22 protein-coding genes are annotated in these 18,953 nt (G+C 49.0%); all 22 read left to right on the top strand.

Annotated elements, in window-relative coordinates; genetic code table 11:
* Positions 1-2: 2 nt before the first annotated feature.
* Positions 3-1,109 (top strand): 3-dehydroquinate synthase, encoded by a 1,107-nt coding sequence (gene aroB, locus L6442_RS11775; protein WP_212980025.1) that lies wholly within the window; start codon positions 3-5, stop codon positions 1,107-1,109.
* Positions 1,102-1,476, top strand: a complete 375-nt coding sequence (gene aroH, locus L6442_RS11780) for a chorismate mutase (RefSeq protein ID WP_194230170.1) — start codon at positions 1,102-1,104, stop codon at positions 1,474-1,476. The genes aroB and aroH overlap by 8 nt, the downstream gene beginning before the upstream one ends.
* Before the next feature lie 615 nt (positions 1,477-2,091).
* A complete protein-coding gene (gene trpE, locus L6442_RS11785) occupies positions 2,092-3,648 on the top strand; it encodes an anthranilate synthase component I (protein WP_212980013.1) in 1,557 nt (518 codons plus the stop codon).
* 24 nt (positions 3,649-3,672) lie between these two features.
* Positions 3,673-4,713 carry an anthranilate phosphoribosyltransferase gene (trpD, locus tag L6442_RS11790; RefSeq protein WP_212980012.1) on the top strand — a complete coding sequence of 347 codons (1,041 nt, stop codon included), beginning with the start codon at positions 3,673-3,675 and terminating at the stop codon, positions 4,711-4,713.
* Complete coding sequence (trpC, locus tag L6442_RS11795; RefSeq protein ID WP_212980011.1) at positions 4,703-5,536, top strand: indole-3-glycerol phosphate synthase TrpC; 834 nt, start codon at positions 4,703-4,705, stop codon at positions 5,534-5,536. The genes trpD and trpC overlap by 11 nt, the downstream gene beginning before the upstream one ends.
* Positions 5,529-6,200: a phosphoribosylanthranilate isomerase gene (locus tag L6442_RS11800; RefSeq protein ID WP_212980010.1), complete on the top strand. Its 672-nt coding sequence runs from the start codon at positions 5,529-5,531 to the stop codon at positions 6,198-6,200. The genes trpC and L6442_RS11800 overlap by 8 nt, the downstream gene beginning before the upstream one ends.
* A complete protein-coding gene (trpB, locus tag L6442_RS11805; protein WP_212980009.1) occupies positions 6,197-7,393 on the top strand; it encodes a tryptophan synthase subunit beta in 1,197 nt (398 codons plus the stop codon). The genes L6442_RS11800 and trpB overlap by 4 nt, the downstream gene beginning before the upstream one ends.
* The gene (gene trpA, locus L6442_RS11810) at positions 7,390-8,196 is read left to right on the top strand and encodes a tryptophan synthase subunit alpha (protein WP_212980008.1); all 807 of its coding nucleotides are present in this window, start codon (positions 7,390-7,392) and stop codon (positions 8,194-8,196) included. Before trpB ends, trpA begins: the two co-directional genes overlap by 4 nt.
* A 26-nt stretch (positions 8,197-8,222) precedes the next feature.
* Positions 8,223-9,320 (top strand): histidinol-phosphate transaminase, encoded by a 1,098-nt coding sequence (hisC, locus tag L6442_RS11815; protein WP_212980024.1) that lies wholly within the window; start codon positions 8,223-8,225, stop codon positions 9,318-9,320.
* A gap of 29 nt (positions 9,321-9,349) precedes the next feature.
* Positions 9,350-10,444, top strand: a complete 1,095-nt coding sequence (locus L6442_RS11820) for a prephenate dehydrogenase (protein WP_212980007.1) — start codon at positions 9,350-9,352, stop codon at positions 10,442-10,444.
* Between the two features lie 400 nt (positions 10,445-10,844).
* A complete protein-coding gene (locus L6442_RS11825; RefSeq protein WP_212980006.1) occupies positions 10,845-11,267 on the top strand; it encodes a hypothetical protein in 423 nt (140 codons plus the stop codon).
* A gap of 9 nt (positions 11,268-11,276) precedes the next feature.
* Positions 11,277-11,729, top strand: coding sequence for a GNAT family N-acetyltransferase (locus tag L6442_RS11830; protein WP_212980005.1), 453 nt, complete (start codon positions 11,277-11,279; stop codon positions 11,727-11,729).
* A 368-nt stretch (positions 11,730-12,097) separates the two neighbouring features.
* Positions 12,098-12,691 (top strand): RNA polymerase sigma factor, encoded by a 594-nt coding sequence (locus L6442_RS11835; protein ID WP_212980004.1) that lies wholly within the window; start codon positions 12,098-12,100, stop codon positions 12,689-12,691.
* Entirely contained in the window at positions 12,688-13,284 is a 597-nt protein-coding gene (locus L6442_RS11840) for an anti-sigma factor (RefSeq protein WP_212980003.1), read from the top strand. Before L6442_RS11835 ends, L6442_RS11840 begins: the two co-directional genes overlap by 4 nt.
* Positions 13,285-13,322: 38 nt before the next feature.
* Complete coding sequence (locus tag L6442_RS11845) at positions 13,323-13,910, top strand: histidine phosphatase family protein (protein WP_194230159.1); 588 nt, start codon at positions 13,323-13,325, stop codon at positions 13,908-13,910.
* Positions 13,911-14,002: 92 nt separating this feature from the next.
* Entirely contained in the window at positions 14,003-15,139 is a 1,137-nt protein-coding gene (locus L6442_RS11850) for a hypothetical protein (RefSeq protein ID WP_194230158.1), read from the top strand.
* 64 nt (positions 15,140-15,203) lie between these two features.
* The gene (locus tag L6442_RS11855) at positions 15,204-15,686 is read left to right on the top strand and encodes a gamma carbonic anhydrase family protein (protein ID WP_373871836.1); all 483 of its coding nucleotides are present in this window, start codon (positions 15,204-15,206) and stop codon (positions 15,684-15,686) included.
* 23 nt (positions 15,687-15,709) lie between these two features.
* On the top strand, positions 15,710-15,889 hold the full coding sequence (locus tag L6442_RS11860) for an IDEAL domain-containing protein (RefSeq protein ID WP_194230156.1): 180 nt from the start codon (positions 15,710-15,712) through the stop codon (positions 15,887-15,889).
* Positions 15,890-16,162: 273 nt separating this feature from the next.
* The gene (locus L6442_RS11865) at positions 16,163-16,600 is read left to right on the top strand and encodes a DUF2487 family protein (RefSeq protein WP_212980002.1); all 438 of its coding nucleotides are present in this window, start codon (positions 16,163-16,165) and stop codon (positions 16,598-16,600) included.
* A 172-nt stretch (positions 16,601-16,772) separates the two neighbouring features.
* On the top strand, positions 16,773-17,315 hold the full coding sequence (locus L6442_RS11870) for a Rieske (2Fe-2S) protein (protein WP_212980001.1): 543 nt from the start codon (positions 16,773-16,775) through the stop codon (positions 17,313-17,315).
* Between the two features lie 15 nt (positions 17,316-17,330).
* Entirely contained in the window at positions 17,331-18,002 is a 672-nt protein-coding gene (gene qcrB, locus L6442_RS11875; protein WP_212980000.1) for a menaquinol-cytochrome c reductase cytochrome b subunit, read from the top strand.
* Between the two features lie 19 nt (positions 18,003-18,021).
* Positions 18,022-18,900, top strand: coding sequence for a menaquinol-cytochrome c reductase cytochrome b/c subunit (locus L6442_RS11880; protein WP_212979999.1), 879 nt, complete (start codon positions 18,022-18,024; stop codon positions 18,898-18,900).
* Positions 18,901-18,953 lie beyond the last annotated feature (53 nt).

Genomic DNA, 18,953 nt, shown 5'->3' on the forward strand with positions numbered 1-18,953 from the left:
TGATGAGAACCGTTCATGTGGAACTGGGGGAACGTTCGTATCCCATTTATATCGATTCGGGTTTGCTGCCAAAAGCTGCCGCGTATCTGATCAAGCATGGCATGTCGATGAAAAGCCCACATCTGATCGTCACCGACGATAAAGTTGCTCCCTATCATCTGGAAACTTTAAGGACATCGCTGGAGCAAGCGGGCTTCAAAACCGTTGTGTCCATCGTGAAGTCGGGCGAAGGCTCCAAGTCGCTGCAAGTGTTTGAAGAGGTCATGACCTCCGCGATCCAAGGCGGTCTTGACCGCAGCTCCTCAGTCATCGCCCTTGGCGGCGGCGTGGTGGGCGATCTCGCGGGCTTTGTCGCCGCTACATACATGCGAGGTATCGCATTCATCCAAATGCCGACAACGATTCTGGCTCATGACAGCAGCGTCGGGGGAAAAGTAGCGGTTAATCATCCGCTCGCCAAAAACATGATCGGCGCTTTCCATCAGCCTGAGTTGGTGCTGTACGATCTGGACACGCTGAAGACTTTGCCGCCGCGCGAGGTTTCTGCCGGTTTGGCTGAAATGGTCAAACACGGCTTGATAAAAGATCAGGCTTTTGCTTACTGGTGCAAAGAACATGCGGCTGAGCTGCTTGCGCTTGATCAGGATGCGCTGGGTTATGGACTTCAGCGCGGCGTTTCCATCAAAGCGGAAGTTGTGTCCCAGGACGAACGGGAGGGCGGCTTGCGCGCAATCCTTAATTTAGGGCACACGATCGGCCATGCCATTGAGGCCGTTGCGGGATACGGTGAATTTCTGCATGGCGAGGCCATTTCCATCGGAATGGCCGGGTCGGCGCTTCTGGCGGAAGCGCTCAGCCGGGGCGAAGGCTTGCATGCCGAAACGACGGCGATGTTAAAGGCTTTGAATTTACCGGTTGTCCTGCCGGACCATCTGAAAGAGGATGATCTGATGGCGGCCATGAAACACGACAAGAAATTCAAGGAAGGCACGATGATTTTCGTCGTGCCGGATTCCATCGGCTCCGTCAGCATTGTTAAGGATATTCCCGAGCAGTTGGTAAGAGATATCCTGAAGCAGCTTAGAAAAGGAGGGGAAGCACATGTTTAACAGGGGGATACGGGGAGCGACGACCGTTGAACACAACGATGAACAGGAAATTTTGAATGCGTCTGTTGAATTAATGCGAGAAATCGCTATTCGCAATGATTTGAATCCCGAAAATATCGGCTCGATATGGATTACGATGACCCAAGATCTCGATGCCGCATTTCCGGCCAAAGCGATCCGGCAGCTGGAAGGATGGGATCTGGTACCATTGATGTGCGCTGTGGAAGTTCCCGTCAAAGGGAGTTTGCCGCGCTGCATCCGGCTTATGGTACAGGTCAACACCGAAAAGAGCCAGAGCGAAATCAAACATGTTTATTTGAACGATGCGAAAAAACTGCGCCCGGACCTTGCGGCACCCAAAGTTTGATTTTTTTGCTTCCACCGCTTGCCAGGCCAATTGTTTATGCTGTATAGTGTTAGCTATATAGATCGAACCGGGATAGAGATCTTGGTTGATCTTTTGAGACGAGTAGAGTTGAGATGAGCTGAGTTGAGTATAGAAGAGCCGAGTCCAAGTGTGTAACGCGCTAATATTGGCACGTCCTGCAGCGAGATGCTTTTTTGTCGCATGTATTTTCTTCCCCGATGCTTATGCAGAGGTGGAGGAAACATGAATAGACGAAGGGCGTCATGAAGGTTGCGGACGACTCTTTCCATATACTTAATGAACGTCAAACCTCTACTTCGGTAGAGGTTTTTTTGTTTTATCAGTTTGGTTTTCGGTGTCCCCGCAAAGTATTTGGACTAAGCATCGAAGCATGGACTCCACTTTGTGGGGTTATTTGAAGATATAAGAAAGTATAAACTTCGGAGATCTCGCATTCTTATATCGCAAGAAAAATTACCGCTAAACGCGGTCTGTCTTCTATGAGAGTACGTCGATAGACGTTTTTCTTACGGGGGCCCCGCAAAGTAATCTGAATAACTCTTTGCGGGTTATTTTAACATCTACCTCGAACTCAAAAAAAGGAGGGAAACAAGAATGATGAAACCGGGTGTGGAACAGGTCATTAAACTGTCTCGCGAGTATAATCTAATCCCTGTTGCCAAGCGGCTGCTGGCGGATATGGAAACCCCCATCAGAATTTTTCAACGCTACGCGGAGCGCGATTGCGCATTTTTGCTTGAAAGTGTGGAGGGCGGCAGCCGCTGGGCACGATACTCTTTTATCGGAACCGATCCATTTATGATGATTTACGGCAAAAAAGGGAAAATCGTGCTGGAGAGAAGCGGCCGCAAGGAAGTCATGACAAGTAAACCGGTTGAAAAGCTGAAGGCGCTGCTCCGCAAGTACCGCAGCCCGAAGCTGGATGAGCTTCCTCCTTTTACGGGTGGCGCGATCGGATTTTTCGGATATGATTTGCTGCAGTATTACGAGAAACTGCCTGCGCATGCGGTGGATGATCTGGACATGGATGACATCAGGTTTATGTTTTGCGATACGGTGATCGTATTTGATCATATAAAACAGCAGATTTTGCTGGTCGGAAACGTTCATGTGCAAGAGGGAGACACGGATGAGGACATCCGGCGCAGCTATGCAAGAGTCGATGCGAGGCTGGCGGAGATTGCGCAGCGTCTAGAGTGCCAGGGACCCAGCGAAAATGTCAATGGGCGCGTAATTCCGCAGGACGTGGATTTGGGCGATATTAAGTCCAACATGACGAAGGAACAATATATGGCTAATGTGGAGCAAGCTCAGGAATATATTCGGGCCGGCGATATTTTTCAGGTCGTGTTGTCCCAGCGGTTTCACATCGAAACGGCAGTTTCCCCGCTGCATGTGTACCGGGTGTTGAGAACATTAAATCCCTCCCCTTATATGTATTATCTCAAAATGCATGAGGAAATCATCGTGGGTACCTCGCCGGAGGCGCTGGTCAAAGTGGATGGGGATCGGGTTGAAACACGGCCGATTGCGGGTACGCGTCCGCGCGGAGTTGATGAAAACGAAGACGAACGGCTTGCGGAGGAACTGCTCGTCGATGAAAAGGAACGTGCGGAGCATCTGATGCTTGTCGACTTAGGGCGGAACGATCTGGGGCGCGTCTCCAAATTCGGAACCGTCAAATGCGATATGTTTATGGAAATCGAGCGGTACTCCCATGTCATGCATATGGTTTCGAATGTCTCCGGACAGCTGCGGGACGACAAGGATTTCTTTGATGCTTTCCTTTCCTGTCTGCCAGCCGGGACGGTGTCGGGAGCGCCGAAACTGAGAGCGATGGAGATTATTGCGGAGCTGGAGCGGGAAGCACGGGGGGCATATGCGGGGGCCATCGGATATCTTGGTTTTAATGCCAATATGGACTCATGCATTACGATCCGGACCATTATTTTCCGTAAAGGGAGAGCTTATGTTCAGGCTGGGGCAGGAATCGTATGGGATTCGGTACCTGAGAAGGAATACGAGGAAACCGTCAATAAAGCGAAGGCGCTGCTCAAAGCCATCCGGACCGCGGAAGCGATGTTTCCCCCGGCTCATGCAGTAGAGAAGGAGCAGCTCAACCAGGATTATTTCTATGAATATACGCCATAAAAGGGTGAAGGAGGAGATTATATTATGAACAGCAGCGATATGATTCCTGTATATTTGAACCGGTTGATCCAAGGTGTGGATTTGACGCGTGAGGAAGCGCGCGCGTTAATGGCATCCATTATGGACGGGGGCGTGACCCAGTCGCAAATCGGTGCGCTCTTGATGGCGCTTCGGATCAAAGGGGAGACCGTAGAGGAAATTACGGGATTTGCGGAAGCGATGCGTAATGTGGCCAGCTCGGTGCAGACCGATAACGAAAGGCTGCTCGACACCTGCGGCACGGGCGGGTCGGGTATTCAAAAGTTCAATATATCAACGGCATCGGCCATCATCTCTTCTTCCGCTTCCGTGCGTGTGGCTAAACATGGAAACCGTTCTGCATCCGGGCGTGCAGGAAGCGCGGATGTGCTGGAGGCGCTTGGAGTCAACATTCATTTAAGCAGCGAGCAGGCCAGACGTTGTCTGGATGAAATCGGCATCTGCTTTTTGTTCGCCCAGCTCTATCATCCGTCGATGAAGCATGCGGCGGGCCCGCGGAAGGAGCTGGGCATCCGGACGGTGTTTAATATGCTCGGACCATTGACGAATCCAGCCGGGGCGGATCGCCAGTTGCTGGGTATTTACGACCGGAACCGCACGCAAACAATCGCTGAAGTGCTCCGGGAATTGGGCTCTAAGCGGGCGCTGGTGGTGACCAGTCATGACGGGCTGGACGAAATCAGCATCTCCGCGCCAACGCAGGTATCGGAGCTGCGCGATGGAGAGGTCCGCACCTACGAAATTCATCCACATGATCTTGGCCTTGATCTCCATCCGCTCGAATCCGTTCTGGGCGGGGATGCGCTGCAAAATGCCAAAATCGTGGAATCCGTTCTGCAGGGGGAGCGAAACCCGTATAGGGATGTCGTCCTCGCCAATGCAGGCGCGTGCATTTATGTATCCGGACTTGCCGACAGCATTGCAGAAGGAGTCGTCACCGCCGCCAAAAATATCGATAACGGCAGCGCATATGCCAAGCTGCAGCAGCTGATTCAAATGACAGGAGAGCTGAGTTATGTATCTTGATCGAATCGTTGAAACCAAACGTGAAGAAACAGCCAAGTTGGCTGCAACCTTATCCATCCCCCAGGCGCTGGAAACCATCGCGGGGATGCCTGCGACGAAAGGGTTTGCCAAAACGCTGACGGCCGGCAGGAAGCGTGATATGGGGCTGATCGCCGAAGTGAAAAAGGCATCGCCTTCCAAAGGGCTCATCCGTCCGGATTTCGATCCGGTCGCCATCGCTCTTGCGTATGAGGAAGCGGGGGCGGATTGTCTATCCGTCTTGACGGACGCCCCCTATTTTCAGGGAAGCAGCGAATATTTGCAGGCAGTACGGCAGGCGGTGAACCTGCCTTTGCTTCGCAAAGATTTCGTCATTGACGAACGGCAGATTTATGAAGCGCGCATACTTGGCGCGGATGCCGTTCTGTTGATCGCGGCGATTCTTACGCCGCAGCAAATCAGCACCTTTATGAGAACGGCTGCTTCGATCGGCCTCGATTCCTTAATCGAGGTGCACAGCTTGGAAGAGATGAAAACGGTGCTTGAACTGGAACTTTCGGAAGGCGTTTTGATCGGAATCAACAATCGCAATTTGCATACATTCGAAACATCCCTTGCCGCAAGCGAGTCGCTTGGCAAGCTGGTTCCGGAAGGGGTGCCGTTTATAAGCGAAAGCGGCATTTCAAGCGTGCAGGACATGGACTTTTTAAGAAACACGGGCGCATCCGGAGTGCTCATCGGGGAATGTTTTATGAGACAAAAAGACATCCAAGCCGCCGTCAACGCTTTAATGGGACCGGTGGGATCGGCAGCCAAGGAGGGCGGCGTATCTATTCATGAATAAGACGAAAGTAAAAATTTGTGGAATTCAGGGCGTTGAAGTGCTAAAATCTATAAATAAATTGCCTATCGATTATATCGGATTTGTTTTTGCCAAAAGCCGGAGGCAAGTTTCCCCCCAAGCAGCAGCTTCCATGATCGGCATGTTACAGCAATGGGAAAGGGATAGTTTCCCGCGCAGCGCAGGGGTGTTTGTCAATCCGGATATGAATCAGCTTGAAGACGTCATGTCCCATGCCAGACTGGATGTGATCCAGCTTCACGGCCAGGAAAGCCCGGAATTTTGCCGGGATGTCAAGGAGCGCTTTGATGTTGAGGTTTTCAAGGTTATTTCGGTCGGGTCTAAGTGTGGAACTGACGGAACATCCGCAGCGTTGGAAGAATACGCAGGTATCATCGATGCCCTGCTGCTCGATACCTTCGAACCGCATTATGGCGGCGGATCAGGGGCCACGTTCGCGTGGGACAAGATTCCATCATACCAAGAATGGACCAGGAATCAAGGCATACCGCTGTTTGTTGCCGGTGGCCTCGATTCTTCCAATGTTGGCGGTCTCATCCGCGATTATAATCCCGATGGAGTGGATATATCTAGCGGCGTAGAAACGAACGGGACCAAGGATCTCAATAAAATTGCAGCTTTTGTGGAAAGGGTGAAGTTGGCATGACTCAATTGCCGGATCAAAATGGACGTTTTGGCGAATTCGGAGGCCGGTTCGTTCCGGAGACTTTGATGAACGCACTGATACAGTTGGAGGAATCCTATAAGTTTTATGCGGAAGATCCTTCTTTTCAGGAGGAGCTTTCTTATCTTCTCAAGCAATATTCGGGCAGGGAAACGCCGCTTTATTATGCGGAGCGGCTCAGCAATCATTTGGGCAAGGCCAAAATCTATCTTAAACGCGAGGATTTGAACCATACCGGAGCCCATAAAATAAACAATGCGCTGGCCCAAGGCGTTCTGGCCAAAAGAATGGGCAAGCAAAAGGTGATTGCGGAAACGGGAGCGGGCCAGCATGGCGTCGCTACTGCGACCGTGGCGGCCTTGCTCGGCATGGAATGCAAGGTGTTTATGGGGGAAGAGGATACCAAACGCCAGGCATTAAACGTATTCCGCATGCAGCTTTTGGGCGCGGAGGTTGTGCCGGTTACTTCGGGATCGCGGACGCTTAAGGATGCCGGCAACGAAGCGCTTCGCTACTGGGTCAGCAATGTGGACGATACTTTTTATATTTTGGGTTCGGCGGTCGGGCCGCATCCGTATCCGATGATGGTGCGGAACTTCCAGCGGATTATCGGGGATGAAACCCGGCGCCAGATTCTGGAGACGGAAGGGCGTCTCCCGAACCATGTGGTTGCGGCAATCGGGGGCGGAAGCAATGCGATCGGCATGTTTTATCCGTTTATCGAGGATGAAGGAGTTGCGCTTGTTGGCGTCGAAGCTGCGGGCAAAGGCGTGGATACCGAGTTTCATGCCGCGACGATGAGCAAAGGAACCAAAGGAGTGTTCCAAGGCTCCATGAGTTATCTGCTTCAGGATGAGTACGGCCAGGTCCAGGAGGCTTTTTCGATTTCGGCAGGGCTCGATTATCCGGGGGTTGGGCCGGAACATTCGTATTTGAAAGAAATCGAGCGGGCGCAGTATGTTCCGATAACCGACCGAGAGGCGCTTGATGCGCTGCAGCTGCTGTGCCGCACGGAAGGCATTATTCCAGCGCTCGAATCTTCGCATGCGGTCGCTCAGGTCATCAAAATGGCGCCGAATCTAGGCAGCGACGACATTGTCGTGATTTGTTTGTCGGGACGCGGCGACAAAGACGTGGAGTCCATCATGGCGTATACGGGAGGGAAACAGGCATGAATTTGATCGATCAGACATTTGCCGGGTTAAAAGCGAACGGGCAAACCGCGCTTATTCCATTTTTGACGATCGGCGATCCTGACGTGGATACCTCGGTCGAGATCATTGCCACACTGGAAGCGGCCGGAGCCGATATCGTCGAGCTTGGCGTTCCGTATTCCGATCCCCTCGCCGACGGGCCGGTGATTCAGCGCGCATCCCAGCGCGCCCTCAAGCATCAGGTTAATATCTCCACCTGCATGCATGCGGCGCTTAAGGCGCGGACTGCCGGGGTCAAGCTTCCTTTTATCTTGTTTACGTATTACAATCCGGTGCTGCAGTTCGGAATGGACCGTTTTTTTGCAGAGGTGAAAAAGCATGACATCAGCGGACTGATCATTCCGGACCTGCCGGTGGAAGAATCCGAGGAATTAACCAAACTTGCGGAAGCGGCGGGGGTTCATGTGATTCCGCTGGTCGCGCCGACCTCGAAGGAAAGAATCAAGAGCATTGCGGCAGGGGCCAAAGGTTTTGTATACTGCGTATCCTCGCTTGGAGTGACGGGCGAACGCTCCAGCTTCTTCGAAGGGGTGGAGGATTTTATCGCCCAGGTCAAAGCATATACGGATGTGCCGGCAGCTGTAGGTTTTGGCATTTCTAGCGCCGAGCAGGCCGCCAAGTTCGCGCGGATTTGCGACGGCGTCGTCGTCGGCAGCGCGATCGTCCGCAAGATTGAAGAAGCCATTCCTTTGCTGCAAAATCCGGATACCCGTCAGGAAGGGCTCTTGCAAATACGTGAATTTGTGTCACAATTAAAAACATAAAATTTTGCTGAAAGTGAGTGGTGATGATGAGACCGAAATCGCAAATCGTGAATCTTCCGGTGTATCAACCGGGAAAACCGATTGAAGACGTGAAAAGGGAACTGGGCCTTGACGAGGTCATCAAGCTGGCATCCAACGAAAATCCGTACGGACCTTCTCCCAAAGTGAGAGAGGCTATTCTCAAGGAGATGGAAAATCTCAGCATTTATCCGGATGGAGGAGCCGTTGAACTGACAGCCGACCTGGCGGATTTTCTCGGTGTAAACACGGATCAGATCATTTTTGGCTGCGGTTCCGATGAAATCATCGCCCTGATTGCCCGCGCTTTTTTTGTTCCGGGTGACGAAACCATTATGGCTGACCAAACCTTCTCCGTGTATAAAAGCAATTCGGACATCGAAGGCGCGGTGAGTATTGAAGTACCGCTCGCAGATGGAAAACATGATCTGGATGCCATGCTGGCAAAAGTTAGTGACCGCACCAAGATCATTTGGATCTGCAACCCGAATAATCCGACCGGCACCATCTTGTCCGAGCAGGAGATGACTGCATTCTTAGACAAGGTGCCGGCGGATGTCATGGTCATTCTCGACGAGGCTTATTGCGAGTTCGTAACGGATCCTTCGTATCCGAACGGGTTGCAATTTCTTGAGAAATACCCCAATGTTGTCGTTTTGCGGACATTCTCCAAGATTTACGGCCTGGCATCCCTTCGTATCGGGTATGGGGTTGCACGCCCTGAGATCATCAAGCTGATCAATAAAGTCCGTGAACCGTTCAATACAACGCGTGCGGCACAAGCCGCGGCCAAAGCGGCGCTCAAGGATCAGGAGCACGTCTCGAATTGCCGCAAGGCCAACGCGGCGGGAATCGTTCAGATTCAGGAGGCATTCGATCGTCTCGGTCTGAAATATTTCCCGGCTCACGGCAATTTTATAATGGTGGATGTCGGCAAGCCGGGGGCAGAGGTTTTCGACTCGCTGCTCCGCAAAGGAATTATCGTCAGAGCCGGCCACAGCAAATATCCGACGTTTATTCGGGTATCGGTTGGTACAGAGGAACAAAATAAAGCATTTATCCATGCTCTTGAGCAAGTCTTAAATGAAGAGAAGGCACATGCTTGAGCAAGATGCGAACAATCAAGTGAGGTAACATGAGTACAAAAATAGCGATTTTCGGAGTGGGGCTGATCGGAGGTTCCCTGGCACTTTGTTTTAAAGGCAAGCCGGGGATTACCGTTGTGGGCCATGCCCACCGCCCTGCATCCGCGGAGAAATACATCAACCATGGCGTCGTTGACCATGCCACGATTTCGATCAAGGAAGCGGCCATGGATGCCGATTTTATTTTTTTATGCGTGCCCGTTGGCAATTTGGACGAGTATCTGACGAAGCTTAGTCAAATCCCTTTGAAAAAGGGATGCGTCATCACGGATGTCGGCAGTACCAAAGCAAGCATCACCGCGGCGGCGGAAAAGCTGGAATTCAAAGATGTCTATTTTATCGGAGGCCATCCGATGGCGGGTTCGGAGCGTTCGGGCGTCGAAGCGGCAACGCCGCTTTTGTTCGAAAATGCTTATTATGTTCTGACGCCTCCACCCGGGCTGCCTGATAAGGTTTATGAGTCGTTGGTGCTCCTGCTGGCCTACACGCGCGCGAAGATTGTTAAAGTGGACCCGATCGAGCATGACCGGATCGTGGGCGCCATCAGCCATCTCCCGCATATCATTGCGGTTGCGCTGGTCAACCAGGTGTGCGATTACAATGAAACCAACCCGCTGTACCGGCGGCTGGCGGCAGGCGGCTTCCGCGACATTACGCGGATTGCTTCCAGCGATCCGATCATCTGGCGGGATATCCTTCTGAACAACCGCGGGGTTATGCTGCAAATGTTATCGGACTGGAATAAGGGGATATCCGAGTTTATTGCGATGCTCGAAACGGAAGACGGGGAAGGAATTACCGGAGCTTTTGCGAAAGCCAATGATTTCCGTAGCGAGCTTCCGGAGCATCGCAAGGGCATGATTTCTTCGACGTTCGACCTCTACATTGACGTACCTGACCATCCTGGTATTATCGGCAAAATCACGACCAGACTTGGCGAGAACGATATCAACCTGAGCAATATCCAAATCATTGAGAGCAGGGAAGATGTGCCGGGCATCATGAAGCTGTCTTTCCGCCAGGAAGAGGATATGGAGCGGGCCAAAAAGGTATTGCAAAACATGGACTACAGCATTTCGCTGTAGTCCATGGAAATTTTTTAAGATTATAGACTTGCTTAAGCGGAGCCTTAAGTAATTTTATAATCGCAAGAAAAACATCAGCTAAAAGCAGCCTGTCTTCTTAGAAGTACATCGAAAGACGTTTTTCTTTTAATCAAGTTCAAATATAGGGTTGACAGAATGAAAACGTATACATATAATAAAAGTACAGTATGGTTTCTCTCCACTCCTATCCAAATAAATGGCACTATGTGCAGCCACCCATTGAGGGTGGTTTTTTTTTGAGATCATAGAAATATAAGTTTTTTGGGATCTTTACAAAGTATTGGGATAAGCATCGAAGCATAGGCTCCGCTTTGCTGGGTTATTTTGCGAAAATGATGATGGTGGTGGCGGATAATGGTTATCAAAGGAGGATATATTTATGGAGTTTCGTGACAGGAATGTCCGGCTGAGTGATATTGCTTCATTTATTGCAAAGCTTAACCAACAAAAATCGCATCACATTGGTTATATCGGGGACCAAGAAGAAGAAATAAAAGATTGGATCATGAGTGAATTCCCGAGCGAGGATAAGATGGGCCGTTCGTTTACGCTTGCCTACGAAAATGGTCAATTAGCCGGCGTATTAGGATTTAATGCGGACCTCCATAAAGGAAATGCTGAAATTTGGGGACCGTTTGTTTTGGAAAGCCATGAGGACTTCTGGACTGTTTCGAAACAGCTATGGGATATCGGCGTTCAAAAGCTCGGAGGCGAAATATCGGAATTTCGCGGTTTTTACAACAGGGAGAACACGAGGGGGAGGATGTTTATCGAAAGGCTCGGCGCGAACAAGATCAATTAGCAAATAATCATGAATAAGAAGAAACCAAATGCCGCTCATACAAAAACTCTAGATGGGGTTCAAGAAATTACTCCTGAATATTATTCAGAGTTTATTCAGCTTCACGATAAGTCTTTTCCGAATACATATTATACCGGCAAGGAAATTCTGGACTTGTTGAATGAAAATAATAAGTTATTTGTATGCATTAAACAAGAATGTCTTGCGGGTTATTGTTATATAAGCGGGAATCCGGCGTTTCAGGAAGGAAACATCGAATTTATTGCAGTGCCCGATGAGTTTCGGAAGCAAGGGATCGGCAAGGATTTGCTGTGCAAAGGGTTGGACTTTTTATTTTTTGATCTGGACGTAGAGGAAATAACGATGTGTGTTGATTTTAGCAATCAGGGTGCCATCCGACTATACGAAAGCGTGGGCTTTAACAAGGAAGATGTGCTGGACTATTATAAAGTAAAAATTTAACGCTCCTTCAGGGGCGTTTTTTTGTTAATTTAATCCATGCCAAAAAAATATGAAATTTCAGCAACCTTTTTGCGGGCTAAACCGTCTAATAGAGTACTAAGGGCTTTTTATTCGACAAAAAGCTTGCTGTAGCGGCATGGAATGGCAGCGTACGCGAGCTAAAACTGACTATCTTTCTTTAATATGTTACAATATGATAGATATTTTTGTAGAATCTTTGGGGAAATTGCCATTACATAAGGTTTGTGAACATGCAAACCGCCCACATAAAATATTTTGACCGCAACTTTTTACTGCCCGTTCGGTACTAATATACGACTGAATCGAACGGGTATGTTTTTTTGTACGGGCGAGGAGGTTACATAAAAATGACGGATTCCCAGATGATTAGGGAAATCAAGGAGGGCAATGTTGAGCTCTTCTCTGAATTAATGCGCCGTTATCAGCGGAAAATTTTGGCTTTTGTTTATCATATGCTCAGAAGCTCCCACTTGGAGCTCATGGCTGAAGACTTATGTTCCGAAACATTCTACAAGGCTTTTCGAAGCCTGCATTCTTTCCGGGAAGTGGACGCTTCCTTCTCAACTTGGTTGTATACCATTGCTCGCAATACGGTGCTCAGCGAGTTGAGAAAGCAAAAAGGAGCGCATATTCCGTTGGAAGAAAGTGGGGTCAACCCGGCGGCGCCAGCCGAGATTGCTCCGGAACAAGCGATTCTGCGCAATGAAAAAGTGGAGCTTGTCCGCGAGGCCATTAATAATCTACCGGAGAAACAACGGTCTGCCTTAATCCTTCGGGAATACGACCAACTGGACTATCAGGAAATAGCCGATATATTGGGACAAAGCGTCAGTTCGGTAAAATCCTTGCTGTTCAGAGCCCGATCCAGTGTTAAAGTACAACTGGAACCGTATTTTTATGAGTATAACTTTGAACAATACGAAGGGATGAAAAGCAGATGACTTGCGATGAGGCTCAAGAAATATTCGGGCTGATATCGGACTTGAAAGAAACGGATTCAAGATGGAGCGAACTCGAAGAGCACATTGCTGAGTGCAGCGACTGTGCGGCTGAATTCGATTTATGGATGGATAGCCGCAGCTATGTTTTGGATTTGCAAGTGGAAGCTTTTGAAGAGAAAGCGGAAGAAATTAACCGCAACGTCATGGACCGCATATACCGCGAATCCCCCTGGCTTATTCCGGATCAAAGCAAACCGTTTGAAGTGCCTGCTTCAACAAGAAGGCATTTCTCGTTATGGATTGCGGGTTCCGTGATGATTTTCTTGAGCAGCGTTCTCTATTTTGTAGTTATGGGTAAGTCTTCTCCCAAAGAAACGGCCGAAGCCGCGACGGGGATTTTGCCGACAGGGATTGCCGGGAGCGCGGATATGAGCCATTTTAGCTATGATATCCCTGTGACGAACAGCGGTATCATTGAACCTTTTGTGGTTGGAATGGGGCCTTCCCATCCGCAATATTGGATGATTCTTTCGGTGCTTGGAGTAGCGATGGCGCTGATTTCCCTGCGGAGATTAAGCCATATGCGCAAATAATCAGACATTTGACTTGAATCAAAAGGTGGAACTGACATATGATGATTGGTTTGATCCGGCATGGTCAAACAGATTGGAATGTTCTTGGCAGGATCCAGGGACAAAGCGACATTCCGCTTAACGAAGAAGGCAGGAGACAAGCGGAGCTTCTTGCCGCGAGGCTAATGAATGAACCTTATACTTGGGATTTCCTGATCAGCAGCACTCTTTCCCGTGCGGAAGAGACAGGAAAGATCATTGCGTCCAAGCTGAATATCCCCGTGATCGAACCTGATTCAAGGTTAAACGAAAGGTCTTTTGGGCAGGCAGAAGGACTAACCCTTGCGGAGCGGGAGAATAAATGGGGCAGGGATTGGCATTCGCATGAGCTGGGGCAGGAGAAGGATGAAGAGATTCAATCCCGCGGTTTGGCGTTTATGGAGGCTATGTGGAACAGTTACCCGGATAAAAATATGCTGGTCATTACGCATGGAGGTTTCCTTGCCCAACTGTACCGCTGCCTCTATAAGGACCGTTATACGGAGCGTATCGGCAACTTGTCTTTGACCATTCTCGAGAAAACGGACTTGGAGTGGGTTCCGCTTCTTTACAATTGCACACGGCATCTCATGGAAAACAAAGAATAATCTGAACTTCGTTCGGGTTATTTTTTTTGTGTCCGCCGAATAAAAATTGTAATAATTCCCATAATGGTATTAAAACGGCGAGGCGATCAGAGATGAATTTAGCGGATATGCTGACATATGCCGATATCGGCCAGTTGACTACCATTGCGGAGCATTATGAATGCGAATGCAAACGGAATTCAAAGCATGAACTGATCCAGAGCATTTTGGTTATGCTAAACCGCAGGGAATTTATCGAACAACAGGTCAGCCGCAGTTCGGCCAATGATTTACGGTTTCTGAACATCCTTTTGTTTGATGGCCGCAGTTCTTACAGCCTGGAAGAGCTAAAAGCGCTGATTGGACAAACCGCTTTTGACGGTAAGTTGGAGGACAAGCAGAAGACGGAAAGTCCCCGTGAAGCCATTTCGCGCTACAAACGGAGCGGGTGGTTGTTCAACGGTATGACTAACAGCACTAAATATCTGTTTCAAATGCCTAATGATTTGAAAGATCGATTTAGGCATGAGTTCGGGATTATGCTGCGCAAGCAGGTATGCAGAACAAGCGAGCCGAGCATGTACCGCGAGGAACAGAATTTATGTGCGGACGACCTGGCGCTTTTTCTGCGGTATGTGCGGGATCAACATATCGATCTGAATCAGGAATACATCATGTACCGCCGGAATCAGCAGCAGGTGATGGAATCGCTGCATGTGAGCGAGCCGCTTGTCACCAAAGGCGGATGGCGTTTCGGATACGGACGAACGTTCAGCTCCTATCCAAACCGGTTTGCCTTGCTGTATGACTTCGCCTACTATCACGAATACATTGCGGAAGATGGAATGAAGCTGAGCTTGACTCCGAAAGGAACGGCGGTTTTGGATGGCGGTATGAAGGAGAGCATGGTACAAATATTTCGTTTCTGGCTAAGGCTCTATAAGCAAGCCATACCCAACCTTGTCTCTTTGGTATATTGGACAAGCGAATGCGCCAAGGAATGGATTACGGTATCGTCCCTGCACCAAGCGATCGGTTGGCTGATCAAGCCATATTATTACGATACTGCTGAATCAATTCTAAATGAACGGATCCTGAAGATGATGCTGCATTTGGGGCTTCTTCGGATCGGTGAAAACGAGGAAGGCGGCGCGGTGGTGCAAATGACGGCTTGGGGACTGAAGCTAGCCGGAAAAAGCCCGGTTCTGGGTGGAGGCAAGCTGCAAACAGCGATTGACAAGAGTTGGTAAGTGTTGTTAAAATCACTCCCAAAGTTAGGAGTGATGAGAATTGTTATTGCGATATGGTCAAAATATGCCTAAGCTTCATCCTTCGGTCTATGTGGCCGAAGGTGCAAAAATTATCGGTGACGTTCAAATCGGAATGGATTCCACCGTTTGGTTCAATGCCGTTCTCAGAGGCGACATGGCGCCGATCGTGATCGGCGACCGCTGCAATATCCAGGATGGGACGGTCGGACATGTGAATACGGATCAGCCGCTGATCCTGGCGGATGACGTATCCGTTGGCCATTCCGCCATCATTCACGGATGTACGATAGGTAAAGGTACATTAATCGGCATGGGGGCCATTGTACTCAACGGAGCCGAGATTGGAGAATATGCTTTAATTGGAGCAGGTTCGATCGTAACCGAAAATAAAAAAATCCCACCCTATACGCTTTCCTTGGGAACTCCCGCTAAAGTGGTTCGCGAATTGACGGAGGCGGATTTGCAAAGAATGTACCGCACGACGCAAAATTACGTGGACAAGGGAAAGGAGTATAGGATGTTTTAAACCAATGCTTGGAGGTGCATCCTATGGATAAAATGAAAGCTACGTATGAAGTCATGTTGGGGCTCGCTGCTGAAATGATATGGGACGAGGCGCTTCGCAAACACCGGAGCGAGGAGCTGTATCGGGAGATCGATAGGGCGCTAGCCTCCGGCGACGAGTCGGCTTTCCGCAATCTAACGGATGAACTGAAATTGTTAAATTAAAATTCGAAAGAAAATGCAGCAGGCTTTGAGGGCGGTGAAGACATTTCATCTTCATGGGTTAAAGCTCCTGCATTTTCTTTTTTTGTTTAAGATCAAGTATAACCTCGGGGAAGAACATCGTGATATCGCAAGAAAAACTACCGCTAAAAAACAAGAAAAACTACCACTAAAAGCGGCCCTCGCTTCTTAGAACGTACGTGGTTAGACGTTTTTCATATGCTCAGGAATAATATACAATATAATGGAGAAAAATGAATGGGAAGGATGAACAACATGAAATTCAGTGAAGTGGACGGGGCGTCTTGGCAGGAACTGCAGCCGTATTTTGACACCTGTCTTATTCCTTATACCGGTTTGACCGGAGGAGAAAATCCGATGGAGGCTACGGCAGCGCTTGAACGGCTGCGGGATTTCTTGGATTTGGCTGAGATTCCGTTTAAGGGAAGAATCATTACATATCCGGCATTCCAATATGGATTGCAAGAAGATCTATCACTTTTAAATGAAATTTGCAAGCAGATCAAAAGTACGGGATTTAGGCATGTGATCGTGATGTCCGCCGACTGCGGGCTTCCGGAGAGCGATCTGCCCGAAGTCGATCTGATCCTTGCCCTGCCTGAGTTCAAAGGCTTGGAGGGTAAAGAATTGGGAGCGATGATACAAGCAAAAATACAAACTTTATGGAAAAGTGAACAATCGGTGAAATTGTGACAAAAATCCAACAATTTAGCTGGTTAATTCTTCAACTATTCCATAAATAGACCTGGATATTCTTGACGGTCTTATAAGGCTAATATATTATTATTATGTCCTAGTTAGTCGTGTGATAATAATCATTGAAAGCACTTAAAGAATTGGTTGACAAAGGGGGTTGAAAGACAATATGAACAACCAAAATGACCATCATGAACCATCTGAGAAACCACCCGGGCGCAAAGAAATGTCCCGTCGACAATTTCTGGCTTATACTTTAGGTGGTGCAACCGCATTTATGGCTGTGGGCCCTGTATTGCCAATGGTGCGGTTCGCAGTTGATCCGATTCTGCATAAAAAGGGTGAAGGCGAATTCATCAAGGTCGTGGAAACGAGCAAAATTACGAACGAACCTCAGGAATTCTCTTTTGAACTTCAGCAGCAGGATGGATGGTATGCGAGCAAGGCCACATTAACGGCCTGGATTCGTAAGGATGAAAAGGGAAAAATTTATGCGCTTTCACCGATCTGTAAGCATCTTGGATGTACGGTCGGCTGGAACAACGATAAAAATTTCCCGGACGAGTACCACTGCCCATGTCACGGCGCGCGTTACGACAAACTCGGCAAGAACTTGGCTGTAGCCCCTAAACCGCTCGATACGTATAAAATAAAGGAACAAGACGGTTGGGTGTATTTGGGACAGGTTGAGCCAAATACTGAAGTGAAATAGGAGGCGTAAATTCGGATGTTTAAGAATGTCTACAACTGGATTGATGAACGTCTTGATGTCACGCCGATTTGGAGAGACGTTGCCGATCATGAAGTGCCTGAGCATGTAAACCCGGCTCATCATTTCTCCGCATTCGTATACTGTTTTGGCGGATTGACGTTTTTTATCACGATCATTCAAATCCTGTCAGGGATGTTCCTGACCATGTATTACGTGCCTGACATCATAAACGCTTACAACAGTGTTGAATACCTGCAAACGCAAGTGGCTTTCGGCCAAATCGTCCGCGGTATGCACCATTGGGGCGCGAGCCTTGTAATCGTAATGATGTTCCTGCACACCATGCGCGTGTTCTTCACAGGTTCCTACAAAGCTCCTCGTGAAATGAACTGGGTGGTTGGTATGCTTATTTTCTTTGTAATGTTGGGGCTTGGACTTACAGGCTACCTGCTTCCATGGGATAACAAAGCTTACTTTGCTACCAAGGTTACCCTGGAAATCGCGAATTCCGTTCCATGGCTCGGACCAATTATCAAGGAATTGCTTCAGGGCGGAACCATCGTAGGCGCCGAAACGCTAACACGCTTCTTCGCGCTGCATGTATTCTTCCTTCCGGCCGTATTGCTCGTACTGTTGGTGGGACACTTTATTATGATCCGCAGACAGGGCATTTCCGGTCCACTATAAGAAGAAGGGAGGAATATCGATGGCACACGGGAAAAATACGAAAGAAAAAGTTGTGTATGTTGGAGATTCCCGCGTTAAAAAAGGCGCCGGATTTATTACTCCTCCAGATTACACCGCGTATCCTGGCAAATCGGAAGCGTTCATCCCGAACTTTCTTTTAAAAGAATGGATGGTTGGCGTTGTTGTGCTTGTGGGCTTTTTGGTGCTTACCATTGCTGAGCCGGCACCGCTGTGGTTTCCTGCGAATCCAAGCGCATCCATTATTCCGATGCCGGACTGGTACTTCTTGTTCTTGTATCAGTATTTGAAACTGCCATACGCATCCGGTGACTATATCGTACTTGGTACGATTGGCGTAACAGGCGTAGCATTCGGTTCACTGCTGCTCGCTCCTTTCCTTGATACAGGAAAAGAGCGCCGTTTCTACCGCAGACCGATCGCCTCGTCGCTGATGTTTCTTTCTTTGATTGCAATCGTGTACTTGACGAACAGTGCATGGCATCATTATAAAGTGGAAATGGCTGACTCAGGCCAAGTTCCTGAGAATATCCAGCGCGAAGAAAAAGCTGCCGAGAACAGAGCCAAAGGTCTTCCGACCACGAGCGGCAATCAGCAGAAAGAAATCGCAATTGTCGATAAAGACAACCCGGCGATGGAATCCTTCAAGAAAGCGGGCTGTATCGCATGCCATGCTGCAGATATGAAGGGTGCCAGCGGACCATCGCTTCGCGGAGTCGGCGACAAGCATGATAAAGACGCGATCTTGAAAATTATCAAAGAGGGCTTTAACGGTAAGATGCCTGAAATGTACACCCAAGCAAAAGGTGCGGGCCTGACCGATAAAGATATTGATAATCTGGCCGATTGGCTGTCCAAACAAAAGGCTGAAGCCAAGTAAGCCTAAATATACTTATACAGGGATTTGTACATAAATCCTTTCATCTAAACCTG

The organism is Paenibacillus azoreducens, from assembly GCF_021654775.1.
In the GTDB taxonomy this organism is placed as follows: domain Bacteria; phylum Bacillota; class Bacilli; order Paenibacillales; family Paenibacillaceae; genus Paenibacillus_AQ; species Paenibacillus_AQ azoreducens.